At 70.2% G+C, this 13855-nt stretch carries 14 protein-coding genes; 7 read left to right on the plus strand and 7 right to left on the minus strand.

Going from position 1 to position 13855, the window contains the following annotated elements:
- Positions 1–27: 27 nt before the first annotated feature.
- Positions 28–1185, minus strand: a complete 1158-nt coding sequence (locus tag MFF22_RS03450) for a GNAT family N-acetyltransferase (RefSeq protein WP_238247537.1) — start codon at positions 1183–1185, stop codon at positions 28–30.
- 254 nt (positions 1186–1439) lie between these two features.
- Between MFF22_RS03450 and MFF22_RS03455 the strand changes: the two genes are divergently transcribed.
- Positions 1440–2501, plus strand: coding sequence for a polysaccharide deacetylase family protein (locus MFF22_RS03455; RefSeq protein ID WP_238247538.1), 1062 nt, complete (start codon positions 1440–1442; stop codon positions 2499–2501).
- Positions 2502–2507: 6 nt separating this feature from the next.
- Here MFF22_RS03455 and MFF22_RS03460 read toward each other — a convergent pair whose 3' ends face one another.
- Complete coding sequence (locus MFF22_RS03460; protein ID WP_238247539.1) at positions 2508–2846, minus strand: hypothetical protein; 339 nt, start codon at positions 2844–2846, stop codon at positions 2508–2510.
- Positions 2847–2958: 112 nt separating this feature from the next.
- A complete protein-coding gene (locus MFF22_RS03465) occupies positions 2959–3162 on the minus strand; it encodes a DUF2842 domain-containing protein (protein WP_238247540.1) in 204 nt (67 codons plus the stop codon).
- Between the two features lie 162 nt (positions 3163–3324).
- Here MFF22_RS03465 and MFF22_RS03470 point away from each other — a divergent pair, with 162 nt between their 5' ends.
- The 4 genes from MFF22_RS03470 to MFF22_RS03485 all read left to right on the plus strand — a co-directional run bounded on the left by MFF22_RS03470 (position 3325) and on the right by MFF22_RS03485 (position 8214).
- Positions 3325–4437 (plus strand): COX15/CtaA family protein, encoded by a 1113-nt coding sequence (locus MFF22_RS03470; RefSeq protein WP_238247541.1) that lies wholly within the window; start codon positions 3325–3327, stop codon positions 4435–4437.
- Between the two features lie 152 nt (positions 4438–4589).
- On the plus strand, positions 4590–5273 hold the full coding sequence (gene trhA, locus MFF22_RS03475) for a PAQR family membrane homeostasis protein TrhA (protein ID WP_238247542.1): 684 nt from the start codon (positions 4590–4592) through the stop codon (positions 5271–5273).
- Between the two features lie 121 nt (positions 5274–5394).
- Entirely contained in the window at positions 5395–6582 is a 1188-nt protein-coding gene (locus MFF22_RS03480) for a glycosyltransferase family 4 protein (protein WP_238247543.1), read from the plus strand.
- A 117-nt stretch (positions 6583–6699) separates the two neighbouring features.
- Entirely contained in the window at positions 6700–8214 is a 1515-nt protein-coding gene (locus MFF22_RS03485) for an undecaprenyl-phosphate glucose phosphotransferase (RefSeq protein WP_238247544.1), read from the plus strand.
- Here MFF22_RS03485 and MFF22_RS03490 read toward each other — a convergent pair.
- Positions 8208–9440, minus strand: a complete 1233-nt coding sequence (locus MFF22_RS03490) for a penicillin-binding protein activator (protein WP_238247545.1) — start codon at positions 9438–9440, stop codon at positions 8208–8210. The genes MFF22_RS03485 and MFF22_RS03490 overlap by 7 nt on opposite strands.
- 137 nt (positions 9441–9577) lie before the next feature.
- Here MFF22_RS03490 and rsmI point away from each other — a divergent pair, with 137 nt between their 5' ends.
- Together rsmI and MFF22_RS03500 are read left to right on the plus strand one after the other, a co-directional pair.
- Positions 9578–10525, plus strand: a complete 948-nt coding sequence (gene rsmI / locus MFF22_RS03495; protein ID WP_238247546.1) for a 16S rRNA (cytidine(1402)-2'-O)-methyltransferase — start codon at positions 9578–9580, stop codon at positions 10523–10525.
- Positions 10522–10905: a YraN family protein gene (locus MFF22_RS03500; protein ID WP_238247547.1), complete on the plus strand. Its 384-nt coding sequence runs from the start codon at positions 10522–10524 to the stop codon at positions 10903–10905. The genes rsmI and MFF22_RS03500 overlap by 4 nt, the downstream gene beginning before the upstream one ends.
- A 33-nt stretch (positions 10906–10938) precedes the next feature.
- Here the strand turns inward: MFF22_RS03500 and MFF22_RS03505 are convergent, their stop codons facing one another.
- From MFF22_RS03505 to MFF22_RS03515, 3 genes are all read right to left on the minus strand, one after another.
- The gene (locus MFF22_RS03505; RefSeq protein ID WP_238247548.1) at positions 10939–11328 is read right to left on the minus strand and encodes a response regulator; all 390 of its coding nucleotides are present in this window, start codon (positions 11326–11328) and stop codon (positions 10939–10941) included.
- A 309-nt stretch (positions 11329–11637) separates the two neighbouring features.
- A complete protein-coding gene (locus tag MFF22_RS03510) occupies positions 11638–12834 on the minus strand; it encodes a L,D-transpeptidase (RefSeq protein WP_238247549.1) in 1197 nt (398 codons plus the stop codon).
- Positions 12835–12915: 81 nt separating this feature from the next.
- Positions 12916–13836, minus strand: coding sequence for an extensin family protein (locus tag MFF22_RS03515; RefSeq protein ID WP_238247550.1), 921 nt, complete (start codon positions 13834–13836; stop codon positions 12916–12918).
- Between the last annotated feature and the right edge of the window lie 19 nt (positions 13837–13855).

The following is a 13855-nucleotide window of genomic DNA, read 5'->3' on the forward strand; positions in this document are numbered from 1 at the left end:
TCGACGAGGACGAAGAACCGGCGGCGGTCACGCCCGCCGACGGAGGATCGAACGGATCCGCGAGGCGGCGGCGAAGAGGCGGGGATCGCCCTTCACCTGTCGCTTCAGCCGTATCAGCCCGGTGCGCACCAGGGCAAAGGCGTGGCCGCGGATTGTCACGGGCCACACGGTCTCCACCAGGGTGATCGTCTCGTCGCAGATGCTCGCCTTGTAGCGCGCCTCGCCGATGCCGAGATCGAAGGCGAGCCGTCCCCGCCCAGTTTGCTCCTTCACGAGGTGATGGAGCAGAAGGTCTCCGGGGCTGAACCGGGCGATCTCCGGGTCGGCCTCGAACGAGGTCATCATCCCGCTGTAGCGCGTGGCGTTCACCGCGCCGCCGAAAACCGCAAGGATCCGGCCCGTCTCGACCACCTGCAGGACGTGGATCTCCACCGCCGGATCGGCCCCGGAGGCCGCCCGTTCAAGGAACCGGCGAACCGCCTCCGGCGCGTAGGGATCGCGGATGCCCATGCCGGCGAACCGCGCGGCCTTCTGCAGGTAGAAGGCGGACAGGAAGGCACGGGCCTCCTCGCCGTCCCCGGCCCTGCGATACGCGATCGGGCCGAGGGCGTCCGTCAGCCGCTTCTCCTTGGAGCGCAGCTTCTTGCGGGCATCCGCACTGAAGACGCGCTTGATGGTCGATTCCGGGTCGGGCCCGAGGACGAGACCATAGGCGTTGCTGGCCGCCGCCTCGCCCCCAAGGGCGAGGGGGTTCGGCGTGCCCTCCCAGATCTCCGGCTGGTGCGCAAAGGAGAAGGCGTCGATTCCGGCGCTGGCGGCCGCCGACAGCAGGGCTGCACGGACCTCCGCAGACGGCACCGCGGCGGCATCCCGGGAGAAGACGGGCAGGTGGAAGTTGGCGTGCGTGTCCCCCACCGTGCAGGCCAGGGTGAGGCCCCGTCGCCGCCGGACCACCAGAGGCAGGAGCAGGCGCATCCGCCCGGCCTGATCGCAGAGGATCGCGACGCGGGCGTCGTCCGCTTCGCCGGTCTCACGCAGATAGGCGGCGATCCAGTCGATGCGCTGATAGGGCGTGAACAAAGAATCCGCGGACGCCTCCGCGGAGCGCCAGAGGCCCTCCGCCGCGTCGAGGCCCGGCAGGATGGTGGCGGTCAGCGTCGGCCGCAGGCCGGACGTGATCCTCATGGGCCCCTTTCCGGCACTCCGTTCAACCGGGCCGTGTACGATCGCCGCCATCGCTCCCTCCGCCCAGGGTCCCTCCACCGGGGCTCTCCGATCTGAGGCAGGGGGCCTGAAGCGCGAGTTTACCAAGGGCCGCCCCTCCCCCGTTACCCGGTTGCAATCGCGCGGTTTGGGTAATGCAAAGTTGCGGGATTTTTTACGTGCCCGTTCGACAGTCGGCTCAGGCCGGGATGTCCCGGCGGCCGGACGTCCCCCCAATGCTGTCCCCGCGCTCCAAGCACCGGATGTTCGAGGCGGGATTTCGCGCGGTGCGCGCTACGGGCGCCGACCGCTGGCTGGCTCCGGCGGCCCAGGGCCTCGGGGTGATCCTCACGTTTCACCGGGTCGACCCCTCGCCCCCGGACGCCTTCGCGCCGAACCGGCTTCTGTCGATCACCCCCGACTTCCTGGACGCGACGTTGACCGAACTCGATGCCCGCGGCTTCGACGTGATCGGCCTCGACGAGGTGCCGGATCGGCTGAGCCGCCGGGATTACGGGCCGCCCTTCGCGGTGCTCACCTTCGACGACGGCTACCGCGACAACCTCCTGCACGCGCGCCCGGTGCTGGCGCGGCACAGGGTGCCCTGGACCCTCTTCGTCACGAGCGACTTCGCCGACGGTCGCGGCCGCCTGTGGTGGGTGGAGCTGGAGCGGGCCATTGCCCGACTCGACCGGGTTCGGGTCGTGGTCGGCAAGCGGAGCGTCGACCTTCCGGCCCGCAGCCCTCAGGAAAAGGCCCTGGCCTTCGACGCCCTCTACCGCGACCTGCGGGCCGGCAGCGAGGAGCGCCTGCTCGACGGGATCGCCGGGCATTGCCGGGAGGCCGGCCTCAACCCCGGCCTCGTCGCGGGCGATCTGTGCCTCGGCTGGGACGAATTACGCGACCTTGCCGCGGATCCGGCCGTGACCATCGGCGCCCATACGGTGAGCCATCCCATGCTGGCCAAGCATCCCCTGGCGAGCGCCGCCCGGGAAATCGCAGATGGGCGGGCGAGGATCGAGGCGGAGCTGGGGCGCACGGTGCGCCACCTCTCTTATCCGGTGGGCGATCCGGGCTCGGCGGGCCCGCGGGAATTCGCCCTGGCCCAGGCCCAGGGGTTCGCGACGGCGGTGACGACCCGGCCGGGCCATCTCTTTGCGGGTCATGCTGGGCATCTTCATGCCCTGCCGCGGGTCTCGGTGAACGGCTGCCATCAATCGGAGGCCGCACTCGCCGGGCTCCTGTCAGGGGTGCCGTTCCTGGCCTGGAACCGGGGCCGGCGGCTCAACGTGGCGTGAGACGGTTCAGCGGCGGCGGTGGCGGCGGACCTCGCCGCCCGCGGTGAACATGGCGAATTGGCGCCCGTGCCGTCGGTAGCGTCGTCCGCGGCGGGGGGTGGCTTCGGCCTCGGGCTGAATGTCGGCTGGGGCGGCCTCCGGCAAGGCAGGCGCCGCCGCGGCGTCGACCGATGCGTAGCCCGCCGCGACGTTCTTGGCCGCGGGGCCGAACATCGCCAAGCACTGGTTGTAGGCGAGGTCGTTCTTCAGGCGCTCGCACTCGCCGATGCTGCGGGGGGTGCCCTGCGCCAGGGCAGCGAAGGGCACGAGGCAGAGGATCGACGCAACGAGACGCGTGTGGGACATGCAGCCGGGACTCGCGGGACAGGGGGCGACCGCCACGTGCGAATCGCTCAAGCTCTGTCTCTTCCGTGAGTACGGCGAAAACGAGGGGGCGGGCCCCGTACTCGGCCCGGTGTCAGTCCGGCCGCTCCATCCAGCGGATGAGCGGCATCAGGGGTAGGATCCAGCCGATGCCGAGGATGGAGTAGAGGATGGCCTGGACCGCCGCGGGCGTCTCGGCGATGCGGCTGTCGGCCAGCGCCATGGCGATGGGCGCGTAGAGGCAGACGAAGGCGAGGATGCCCACCGTCCCGATCAGCACGCGGATGCGTCGCGGCATCGCTCCCCTCCCGACCTGTTTGCCGCATGGGGCTAACGCCCTGACGACACTGAGGCAACCGGCGCGTTGCCGCCCCCGTCCGGGGCGATGCGGCGCCGCGCGCGTTGCCCGCGCCGGGCCGATCCCTTAACGCCGGGCTATCGGGCGGCGCGGAGGATCACGATGAGCGCAATTCCGGATCGGGCCGGGGGTAAGAGCAGCGGGGCCGTGCGCCTGTGGCTCGCCGTGGTCGCGGCCCTGGTGATCGCCATGGTCGCCGTGGGCGGGGCGACCCGCCTCACCGGCTCGGGCCTGTCGATCACGGAATGGCGCCCGGTCACCGGAATCGTCCCGCCCCTGTCGGAGGCCGATTGGGCGAGCGAGTTCGCCAAGTACCGGGATACGCCCCAATACGCGATCCTCAACCAGGGGATGGGGCTCTCGGCGTTCAAGGTCCTGTACGGCTGGGAGTGGGGGCACCGCCTGCTCGGCCGCCTGCTGGGCCTCGTCTTCTTCCTGCCGCTGATCGTGTTCTGGTGGCGGGGCATGATCCGCCGCCGGCTCGGTTGGGGACTGCTGGCCCTCGGCGTCCTCGGGGGCCTCCAGGGTGCCATCGGCTGGATCATGGTCGCCTCGGGACTCGAGCCGGGCATGACGGCCGTCGCCCCCCTGAAGCTCGCCCTTCACCTCACCACCGCGAGCCTGATCCTCGCCGTGGTGGTCTGGCTTGCCGCGGGCGAGCGTCCCGAGGCCCTCGCCCCCGCTCCGGGCCGGCTGCGGACGACCGCCCTGCTGCTACCACCCATGGTGCTGGCGCAGATCTTCCTCGGCGGCCTCGTGGCGGGCTCCCATGCGGGGCTCGTCTACAACACCTGGCCCGACATGGACGGCGTCCTCATCCCCCCGGCCGACAGCCTATTCGCGGTTCGGCCGTGGATCGAGAACTTCGTCGATAACCATCTCCTCGTGCAATTCGACCACCGGTTGGTCGCCTACATCCTCCTGGCCGTCGCCTTGCTCCACGCCGTCGATGCGGCGGTGTCGGCCTGGGGAACCCTGGCGGCGCGGCGGGCGATGATGGTCGCCGCCTTCGTCCTCGCCCAGGCCGGCCTCGGCATCGCGACGTTGCTCCTGGCGGTCCCCCTGTGGGCGGCCCTCGCGCACCAGGTCATGGCCATGGGCGTCCTCTCCGCGGCGACGATCCATGCCCGCCTGAGCCAGGGCGTCCGGACCGGAACCGCCCCGCAGGCCGCGTCGGGACGGGCCTATCCTGGCCTCGCGGCCCAGAGAGCCTGAGGTTTTGTGCCCTGCGACATCATTGCCGCGGGGCAGAAACATTCAGCTTATCAACCGAAAACGGGGGATGAGCCTCTGTTGCGCAGTCTAACTGTGGAACGCTCACATCGTCTCAGGCTTAAGCTTCGGCGCGTAGTGCAGGAGGCTCCGCGATGTCTCTCGCCGAAGATGGTCGTCCGCTGACACTGACGTGGAATTACACGCCCCGCGAGATCCTGGCCGACGGGATCATCCACGGCCTCGGGGTTGCGCTGGGTATCCTGGGTGCGGGCACGCTGATGCTCACGGCCCTGAGCGCCCACCTCGCCCTCGGGGAGCAGGCCGCGCTCTTCGTCTACGCTACGGCCCTGGTCCTGATGCTGGCCGTCTCGGCGACGTACAACCTCTACCCTGTGGGACCGCGCAAGTGGCTGCTGCGCCGGGCGGACCATGCCCTCATCTACCTGATGATTGCGGGAACCTACACGCCCCTCGTGGCGCTTGTCGGCTCCGGCCCCGTCGCCTACGGCCTGCTGGCGGTGATCTGGATCGTCGCCCTTGTCGGCATCGCGGTGAAGCTGCTGATGCCGGGCCGCTTCGACCGGCTGTCCATCGGGCTCTACCTCATCCTCGGATGGAGCGGTCTCTTCGCCTACGAATCGGTGATCGCCGCCTTGCAGCCCACTGCGCTGTGCCTGCTGGCGATCGGCGGAGCGCTCTACTCCATCGGCGTGGTGTTCCACGTCTGGCGCACGCTGCCCTTCCAGAACGCCATCTGGCACGCCTTCGTGCTCCTCGCGACCGCTTGCCACTACGGCACGATCTGGTCGAGCCTGCGCACCGTCGTCATCGGTTGATGCGGCTCCGTTCAGGGCAGTTTAACTGTCCTGAACAAATCGGGCGGCAGAACAGGACGCCTTAATAGCCTGAACATCCGCACGAGAGCAGTTTCCGCGGCATCCAGCCGAGGAGACTGTCGTGGCGGCCGTGACTACGAGCGATCCTTCATCGTCCGTGCGAATCCTGCACGTGTTCCGCGCGCCCGTGGGCGGATTGTTCCGCCACGTCTCGGACCTCGCGCGGCTCCAGGCTGCCGCCGGGCACGAGGTCGGCATCGTGTGCGATTCCACCACGGGGGGAGCCCAGGCCGAGCGGGCCCTGGCCGCCCTCGCACCTCATTTAGCCCTCGGTGTGCGGCGCCTCCCGATGCGGCGCAACCCGCACCTGTCCGACCGGACGGCGCTGCTGGCCGTCCGCGACCGTGCCGCGGAGGTCGGGGCGGACGTGCTCCACGGCCACGGAGCAAAGGGCGGCGTCTATGCGCGGATCGCGCCATCCCGGAGCCCGGTGATCCGGGCGTACACGCCCCACGGCGGCAGCTACAACTACCGGCCGGGGAGCGCCCTTCACCGGCTCTACATGGCCGCCGAGGGGCTGCTTGCCCGTCGCACCGATGTGTTCCTGTTCGAGAGCCACTACGTCGCCGGCTGCCACCGGACCTTTGTCGGAGGCCCCGAACGGATCACCCGCATCGTCCACAACGGCATCGGCGAGGCCGAGTTCGCCCCACTCACCCCCGCCGCGGACCGGTTCGACCTGCTCTATGTCGGCGAGCTGAGGGAGGCGAAAGGGCTCCCGTTCCTCCTCGACGCCTTCGCGCGGATGCGGGCACAGGGACGCGCCTTGCGTCTCCTGATGGTGGGGTCGGGGCCAGACGAGGCGAGCCTTCGCGCCGCCACGGTGGAGATGGGCATCGCCGACGCCGTCGCCTTCGAGCCGGCGCAGCCGATCCGGACGGTGCTCGCCCGGGGCAAGATCCTGGTCGTGCCGTCGCTCGCGGAGTCCCTGCCCTACGTCGTTCTTGAGGCCGCCGCCGCGGCGCAGCCCCTCGTTGCCACCGATGTCGGGGGGATGCCGGAGATCTTCGGATCCGCCGCCGACAGGCTGGTCCCCGCCAGGGATGCCGGCGCCCTAGCCGAGGCTATCGCCGCTGTCCTCGACGAACCCTCCGAGCAACGCGAGCCCCGCTTCCGGGCGCTCAGCGACTCCGTCCGCCTGAGGTTCTCCCTCGACCGGATGGGGGCCGACGTGCTGTCGGGTTACGCCGCCGCCCTGCGCGCCCGGTCCCGCAACGCCGCCCCGGTCGGCGCTCCGGAGACGGCCTGACCTCGCGGGGTCGTCATCGGCCAGTCCGATGGCAACCACCCGTTTTAAGCTTTCCGACAAACAACCGTGCGAGCTTCGGGCGACACGCTCGCTCGATGAGGCTGGAAGACCGGACCGATGAGTGCTTTCGACGTCCGCGACATCATGAAGGCGGCGGGCCCTGGGTCGGGCTACAAGGCACATGACCTGCCGTTCCAGGAGTGGACGACCTCAGTGGCCCGCCCGGGGCCGCTCTCGCCCCTGGTCCTGTGCGGACTCGTGCGCATGCTCGAAGGCGCTACGCTCCTCGCCTTCGGCATCCTGCTCTATCTCGGCATGCTGCACGGCCGCGTCGCCTCGGCGGCGACCTACGCCGCCGCCATCGTCCTCGTGCCCGCCGCCTGCATCGGCATCGCCCAGGCAGCCGGCGCCTACCGGCTCCAGGCGATGCGCACCTTCGTGCGCGCGGCGATCCGCATCACCGCCGCCTGGACCACCACCTTCCTCGTCCTGGCCGCCCTGCTCGTCTTCACCAAGCTCGCGGACCAGACCTCCCGCCTGTGGCTCGCCACCTATTATGCCGGGGGCCTTGCCCTCCTCCTCGCGGGCCGGGTCGCCCTGTCCCGCTACGTGGACGCCCAGACCCGAGCCGGCCGCTTCGACCGCCGCACCGCCATCGTCGGCGGGGGCGAAGCCGGCGAGGCGCTCATCGCCGCCCTGTCGGCGCAGGGGGATTCGGGGATCAGCGTCGTCGGCGTGTTCGACGACCGCAACGACGATCGCTCCACCGAGTCCGTTGCGGGGGTGCCGAAGCTCGGCAACGTGGACGACCTCGTGGCCTACGCCCGGGGCCACCGCCTCGACCTGATTGTGTTCACGATTCCGATCTCGGCCGAGGGACGCATCCTCCAGATGCTCGCCAAGCTCTGGGTTCTGCCCATCGACATCCGCCTTTCGGCCCATGCGGCCAAGCTGCGGCTGCGCCCCCGGAGCTATTCGTATCTCGGCTCGGTGCCGGTGCTCGACGTGTTCGACAAGCCGATCGCCGACTGGGACGTGGTGGTGAAGGCCGCCTTCGACCGCTGCGTGGCGCTCCTCGCCCTGGTCGCGCTCTCACCGGTCATGCTCGCGGTGGCGCTCGCCGTCCGCGTTACCTCGAAGGGGCCGGTCCTGTTCCGGCAGAAGCGCCACGGCTTCAACAACGAGCTGATCGAGATCTTCAAGTTCCGCTCGATGTACGTCGATCAGTGCGACGCCACCGCCGACCGGATGGTGACGAAGGGTGACAGCCGGGTCACACCGGTCGGACGCTTCATCCGCAAGACCTCGCTGGACGAGCTGCCGCAACTGTTCAACGTGCTGAAGGGCGACCTCTCCCTGGTCGGGCCGCGGCCCCACGCCCTCCAGGCCAAGGCCGCCGATACGCTCTACGACCAGGTCGTGGACGGCTACTTCGCCCGGCACCGGGTGAAGCCGGGCATCACCGGCTGGGCGCAGATCAACGGGTGGCGCGGCGAAACCGATACGTCGGAGAAGCTCCAACGCCGCATCGAGCATGACCTGTACTACATCGAGAACTGGTCGGTGCTGCTCGATCTCCAGATCCTGCTGACGACGCCCTTCGCGCTGTTCAAGACCGAGAACGCCTACTGAGGCGCCGACGCCGCCAAGCCCGGCTTGCCGAGCACCCGCGGCGCCGGGCTCACGACGCTCACGGCATTGTTCCGGATCTCGTAGACGGCCAGCGCCCGGTCGCTGGTTCCATCGGGGCTGAACCGGAACGTCCCATCGACGCCGGCGAAACCCGAGGCGTTGGTGAGGGTCGGCTCGGCGAAGCGCTGCGATCCGAACTGGCGGGCGAGGGTGGCGGAGAGCATCACGGCATCGTAGGCCAGGGAGGCGACCCGGGGCGGGATGGTGCCGAACCGTGCCTGATAGCGGGCGCTGAAGCCGGAGAACCCGCCCCGGTCGGGGGCGGCGAAGCGACCGCCCTGGAGGGCCGGAAGGGCGAAGAGGGCGGGCTCGTTCCAGGGGGCCGTCCCGATCGGCCGGACCCGCGCCGGCGAGAACCCCGCCCCGGCGAGGGCTGCGGCCACCGCCGGGAGCCCGTCCGCGGTCTCGGGGATGAACAGGGCGTCGGCGGTCGCGCCCGGTCCGCCGACCACCCCGGCCAGGCGCTTCACCGCCGGTCCCGGTGCCCCGGCGGGATAGCGCTCGATCGCGGCGATCCGGGCGCCACGGTTGGTCACCGCCTCCCGGAACTGCGCCTCGACGGCGTTGCCGTAGGCGGTCTCGGGGATCAGCGCCGCGAAGGAGCGGCGGCCCGAGGCGACCTCCTCCTCGACGATCCGCGACACCTCCGGCTGGGGCAGGAAGCTCAGCAGGTACACCCCGCGGGTGGCGACGCCGACATCCGTCGAGAAGGCGATCATCGGCTTGCCCGCCGTCTTCGCCGAGGCCGAGGCGGAGCGCACGCTGCCTGCGAAGAGCGGCCCGAGCACGATGTCCGCCCCTCCCTTCAGGGTGCGCTCCGTGGCTTCCACGGCACCGGTCGGGGTGCCCTGGTCGTCCTCGACGAGGATGGTGATGTCCGGCTGCTGGCCTTCCTCGTAGGCGAGGCGTGCGGCGTTGCGCATGGCGGTGCCGACGGGCGACCCCTGCCCCGTCAGGGGCACCACCAGGGCGACCTTCACGGCGCCCGTGCCGATGCGTTCCCCGGCCGCGGAGGGTGCGGGCGCCGGCTCGGCGGGCACCGCCGCGACGGGGGGCGCCGGACGGTTCCTCGCGACCCGATCGCCGCCGACGCAACCGGAGAGCGCGGTCGTGCAGATCAGCACCGCCGGAACCATATTGCCCCGTGAGCGCGGCACCTGCGCCATCGGAGGTTCTCCTACAGGACTTCCGAGGGAAGCCTGTCGGTCCGGCGGCGGCTTGTAAATGGCGGCGCCCGCTCTTCCCCCGTTGTCCACGTCCCTGGCGGCGACGCGGCGCCCCGCCTGTGGCAATCTCGCCAGCGATGAACCGTCGAATCGATCCCGCGCGCCCGGCCTCCGCCCGCAGCGCCACCTTCACCGCCTTCGGCCTCGCCAGCGAGGCAGAGCCCCTCGCCCCCGGCCTCCACATCGTCGCGACACCGATCGGCAACCTGCGCGACGTGACGATCCGAGCGCTCGCCACCCTCGCCGCGGCCGACGCGGTGCTGGCGGAGGATACCCGCGTCACGCGTACCCTGCTCGCCCATTACGGGATCACGACCCCCCTCCTCGCCTATCACGAGCATTCCAACGATGCCGTGCGGGAGCGGATGGTCGCCCGGCTGAAGGCGGGCGAGGCGCTGGCCCTCGTGTCCGATGCCGGCACGCCGCTCGTCTCGGACCCCGGCTACAAGCTCGTCCAGGCCGCGATCGAGGCGGGGATCGGGATCGTCCCCGTGCCCGGCCCCTCGGCGGTGACCACCGCCCTCGTCGCGGCGGGACTGCCCACCGACCGGTTCTTCTTCGAGGGCTTCCTGCCCCAGAAGGCCGGCGCCCGCCGCAACCGGCTGGAAGCCCTCGGACAGGTGCCCGGCACCCTCGTCCTGTTCGAATCCCCGCACCGGCTGGTCGAGATGCTCGCCGACGCCGCCGCGATCCTCGGGCCTGACCGGGCGGCCGCGGTCACCCGCGAGTTGACCAAGCTGTACGAGACCGTGCGCCGCGACAGCCTCGGCAGCCTCGCCGCGCGCTTCGCCGGGGAAGGGCCGCCCAAGGGCGAGATCGTGGTCGTGATCGGCCCGGCGGTGGAACAGGCCGCCGGGCCGGAAGACGATGCGGCCCTCGATGCCGCGATCCGCACCGCACTGGCCCGCCATTCCATCAAGGACGCCGCGAGCCTCGTGGCCGACGAGACCGGCCAGCCGCGTCGGCAGGTCTATGCCCGCGCCCTGGTCCTCGCCCGGGAGGGCGACGCCGGGGACGAGCCGTGAGTGCGTCCCTCCCCAGGGAGCGGCGGCAGGCGGCCTACCGCCTAGGCCACCGGGCGGAGTGGTTCGCCCTCGGGGTGCTCATGCTGCGCGGCTACCGCCCGGTGGCCCGGCGGGTATCCCTGGCCGGGGGCGAGATCGACCTGATCGTCCGCCGGGGGCGTACCCTCGTCTTCGTCGAGGTGAAGGCTAGAGCGCGCCTCGACGAGGCCCGGACCGCCATCGGGGCCATCAAGCGCCAGCGCTTCTCCCGGGCCGTCCGGGCCTGGGTCTCCCGGCATCCCTGGTCCGGTGAGCTGACGCTGAGGGCGGATGCCGTTTTCGTGGGAGGCCGCGGCTGGCCCGAGCACTGCCCGGCGGCGTTCGAGATCGAGGGGCTGTAGGGTTCCGGCGCCGCCGTCAAATCCCAAAAGAGATCAGCCTTCGACCTTGCGGATCGCGCCCAGCAGGGTGCGCTTCAGATCGGCTTGGCTGAAGGGCTTCTGGACGACAGGCCTGTCCCGGAAGGGCTCGCGGATGCCCGCGCCGCCGTAGCCCGTGGAGAAGACCAGGGGCCGGTCCCGTGCGACGATGGCTTCGGCCACCGGATAGATCGGCTCGCCGGCGACGTTCACGTCGAGGATGGCGACGTCGAACGCCTCCTGGGCAGCCATCTCCAGGGCCGTCGACAGACGAGCCGCCGGCCCGACGACCGTACAGCCGAAATCGAGCAGCATGTCTTCCAGGAGCATCGAGATGGCGGCCTCATCCTCGACGACGAGGACTCGGACTCCGTTGAGCAGTTCGTCGTTGAGGTCAGCACTCACGCCGGGCCGTCTTCCCTTGCCTGCCCCCGACGGGGTCGTTTCCACGCCAAAAGTCGGTCTGTCGGAGCGCGAGCCGTCGCCGCCATCGCCCCGCCGTCGATCCACAACCGGCGAAGCCTGAAGGCTGGGTCGCCCGTTCAAGCCGACGTGTCAAGCGACAGCACACCATGCCGACACGCTCGACCCATCCCTATGTTAAGCTCAGATACATTTTCGACGACCTGAGGCCGAGATGCAACCTTGACCGGCCGCCCCCGCTGGCGGGACGACCGGCCGGGACGCCGACAGGCACGGCCGGGGCGGACCGCGTCAGTCGTCCGTGAAATCGACCTTCGCGCCGCGGGCGACGTGCTTGGCCAAGTCTCGGGCATTCCAATTGGTGAGACGGATGCATCCATGCGACTCCGTCTTGCTCACCCGCTCCGGTTCGGGAGTCCCGTGGATGCCGTAGCTCGGTATGGCCAAGTCGATCCAGACGATGCCGACGGGGTTGTTCGGCCCCGGACGGATCGAAAACTTCTGCTTCGTCTTTACGCCCTTGAAACCGTATTTGGGATTGTACGTATAGACCGGGTCGAAGGCGACGCCCTTCACGGTGGTCTCGCCGCTGGGCGCGGGCTTCTCCTCGCTGCCGATCGAGGCCGGATAATAGGCGAGCAACGCCCCGTCCGCGCCAAAAGCACGCACATCGCGGTTCGTCTTGTCGACGCTGATCCGCTCGACCTTCGGATCCTGAGGCAGATCCTTCCCCTTGGGCTTGTCGGTGCCCATGGGCTCGACCCCCGCCACGGCGATCGTGGTGCCTTCCTTGTCGAGGGCCTTCCCCGGGTTGAGGGCGGCCAGCAGATCGCGGCTCATGTGGAACCGCTCGGCCAGCATCTCCCGCGGGCTCGTGTAGCCGAGGGCGTCGAGGTCAGCCTGTTGCTCCATCTTCGGGGGGATGCGGCTGACATAGGGCCCGTCCGCGTCCTCCTTGGTGATCGTATAAGTCTTGAGAGCCGGTGCCTGATCGCCCGATTGCAGGGCGTCCCACACCTCCTTGGTCAGGTGGTCCGTCGCCGGGAGCTTCTTCGCCGCCGCGAAGGCCTTGATGGCCCGGTGGTAGTTGTCGCCCTCGCGACCGTCGATCGCCCCTGGCGAGAAATGCGCGCGATCGAGGAGAACCTGGGCCTTCACCGTGAGGGGCTGAGCGGCCTCCTCCTTGGCCGACGCCTTCTTCGCGTCGTCCTTCTTCGCGGCGTCCTCCTTGGCGTCGCCCTTTTTGGCGTCGTCCTTCTTGGTATCGTCTTTCTTGGCCGACGCCTTCTTATCGGTGTCCGTCTTGCCCTCGTCCTGCTTGGGCCGATCCTGGTCGGCCTCGGACGTGGGCGGCTGGAACGTCGCCGCGTTTACCGCCTCCTCCGTCAGGGGCTTGGCGGGGGCATCGTCGTTGCCTGCCGCCAGACCCGCCCTTGGACCGGCCAGCACCGCCAGAGCTACGGAGACCTTCAGCCACGCACGCATCATCGCCCTGTCGCTCCCGGAGCGGAGGGCTCCGTGCCCGAAATCATCGGGACGGCGAAGCTGTTCCGGGCCGTTCTGTCGCACCTATTCGCAGAGACGATGGCCGGCCGGTCGCTCCCTTTCGTCGAGATGGAAATGGTTGGCGTGGGCGGCGTTCGAGCCCGGCCCGAGGACCGTGCGGAAGAAGGCGCACGCTTTGGTGCGGGTCGCCTTCAGGAAGGACGCCTCGGCCGGATCGTCGGTCGCGTCCTTCACCGCCACCGCGGCCCGCCCGGTGACGGCGAAGCTCATGATATCGACAGCGTCGGCGAAGGCGTGTTCGCTGAGCTTGGCATCGACATCGTGGTTCTGGCCGCGGCAGACATAGGATCCGCCGATGTCCAGGGCGGTGAGCGGTTTGGCAAAAGCCCGCTGTGCCTCCACCTGGACCTCCGTCGCCCACCGGGCCAAGCCTTCGGCCGCGCGGCAGGTGAGGGTTGCGGCCGGACGCAGCACGACCCCGTCGGCGAGCGCCGTCACCTTCAGCGGAAGGGGCGCCGTACATTGGCCCTCGGCAATGGGTGCGAGCGGTTCGAAGGCGACCCCGAGGCGTGTCAACCGGACGCGGCAGGCCTCGTCGTCGGGCGGGGCCACCTTGAGGGACAGGACGGCTTCCCCGGAAAGATCGGAGGGACGCTCCGGCGGTACGGGAGGCGGGACCGGTATCGCGCCCTCGGCCCCCTTGCCCTCGGCCCCCTTGCCCTCGCCCGGCTTAATCTCACCCGACTTGCCCTCGACTGATTTGCCCCCCTCTACTTTGGCGGCGGGGGCGGGAGTCAGTTCGGGCGGACGTTGGGGCGGGACCGGGACCTCTTCGGCCGGGCGCGGAGGCTTCAGCTCCGCCGGGCGTTCAGGTGGCTGGGGCGCCGCCCCCGGGGGAATCGGCTGTGCCCGGACGGCCGACGCGGCCGCGATCGTGAACAGGGCGGCGCAGATCGCGGCCGGCCTGGAAAGACGCCTCTTCATCGGACCTCTGCGACCACCC

The sequence above is a fragment of the Methylobacterium persicinum genome (genome assembly GCF_022179525.1).
Taxonomy (GTDB): Bacteria; Pseudomonadota; Alphaproteobacteria; order Rhizobiales; family Beijerinckiaceae; genus Methylobacterium; species Methylobacterium persicinum.

Bases quoted from the DNA above. Each gene is read 5' to 3' on its own strand.
- MFF22_RS03450 (WP_238247537.1), bottom strand. From the start codon at position 1,185: ATGAGGATCACGTCCGGCCTGCGGCCGACGCTGACCGCCACCATCCTG.
- MFF22_RS03455 (WP_238247538.1), top strand. From the start codon at position 1,440: ATGCTGTCCCCGCGCTCCAAGCACCGGATGTTCGAGGCGGGATTTCGC.
- MFF22_RS03460 (WP_238247539.1), bottom strand. From the start codon at position 2,846: ATGTCCCACACGCGTCTCGTTGCGTCGATCCTCTGCCTCGTGCCCTTC.
- MFF22_RS03465 (WP_238247540.1), bottom strand. From the start codon at position 3,162: ATGCCGCGACGCATCCGCGTGCTGATCGGGACGGTGGGCATCCTCGCC.
- MFF22_RS03470 (WP_238247541.1), top strand. From the start codon at position 3,325: ATGAGCGCAATTCCGGATCGGGCCGGGGGTAAGAGCAGCGGGGCCGTG.
- trhA (WP_238247542.1), top strand. From the start codon at position 4,590: ATGTCTCTCGCCGAAGATGGTCGTCCGCTGACACTGACGTGGAATTAC.
- MFF22_RS03485 (WP_238247544.1), top strand. From the start codon at position 6,700: ATGAGTGCTTTCGACGTCCGCGACATCATGAAGGCGGCGGGCCCTGGG.
- MFF22_RS03490 (WP_238247545.1), bottom strand. From the start codon at position 9,440: ATGGCGCAGGTGCCGCGCTCACGGGGCAATATGGTTCCGGCGGTGCTG.
- rsmI (WP_238247546.1), top strand. From the start codon at position 9,578: ATGAACCGTCGAATCGATCCCGCGCGCCCGGCCTCCGCCCGCAGCGCC.
- MFF22_RS03510 (WP_238247549.1), bottom strand. From the start codon at position 12,834: ATGATGCGTGCGTGGCTGAAGGTCTCCGTAGCTCTGGCGGTGCTGGCC.
- MFF22_RS03515 (WP_238247550.1), bottom strand. From the start codon at position 13,836: ATGAAGAGGCGTCTTTCCAGGCCGGCCGCGATCTGCGCCGCCCTGTTC.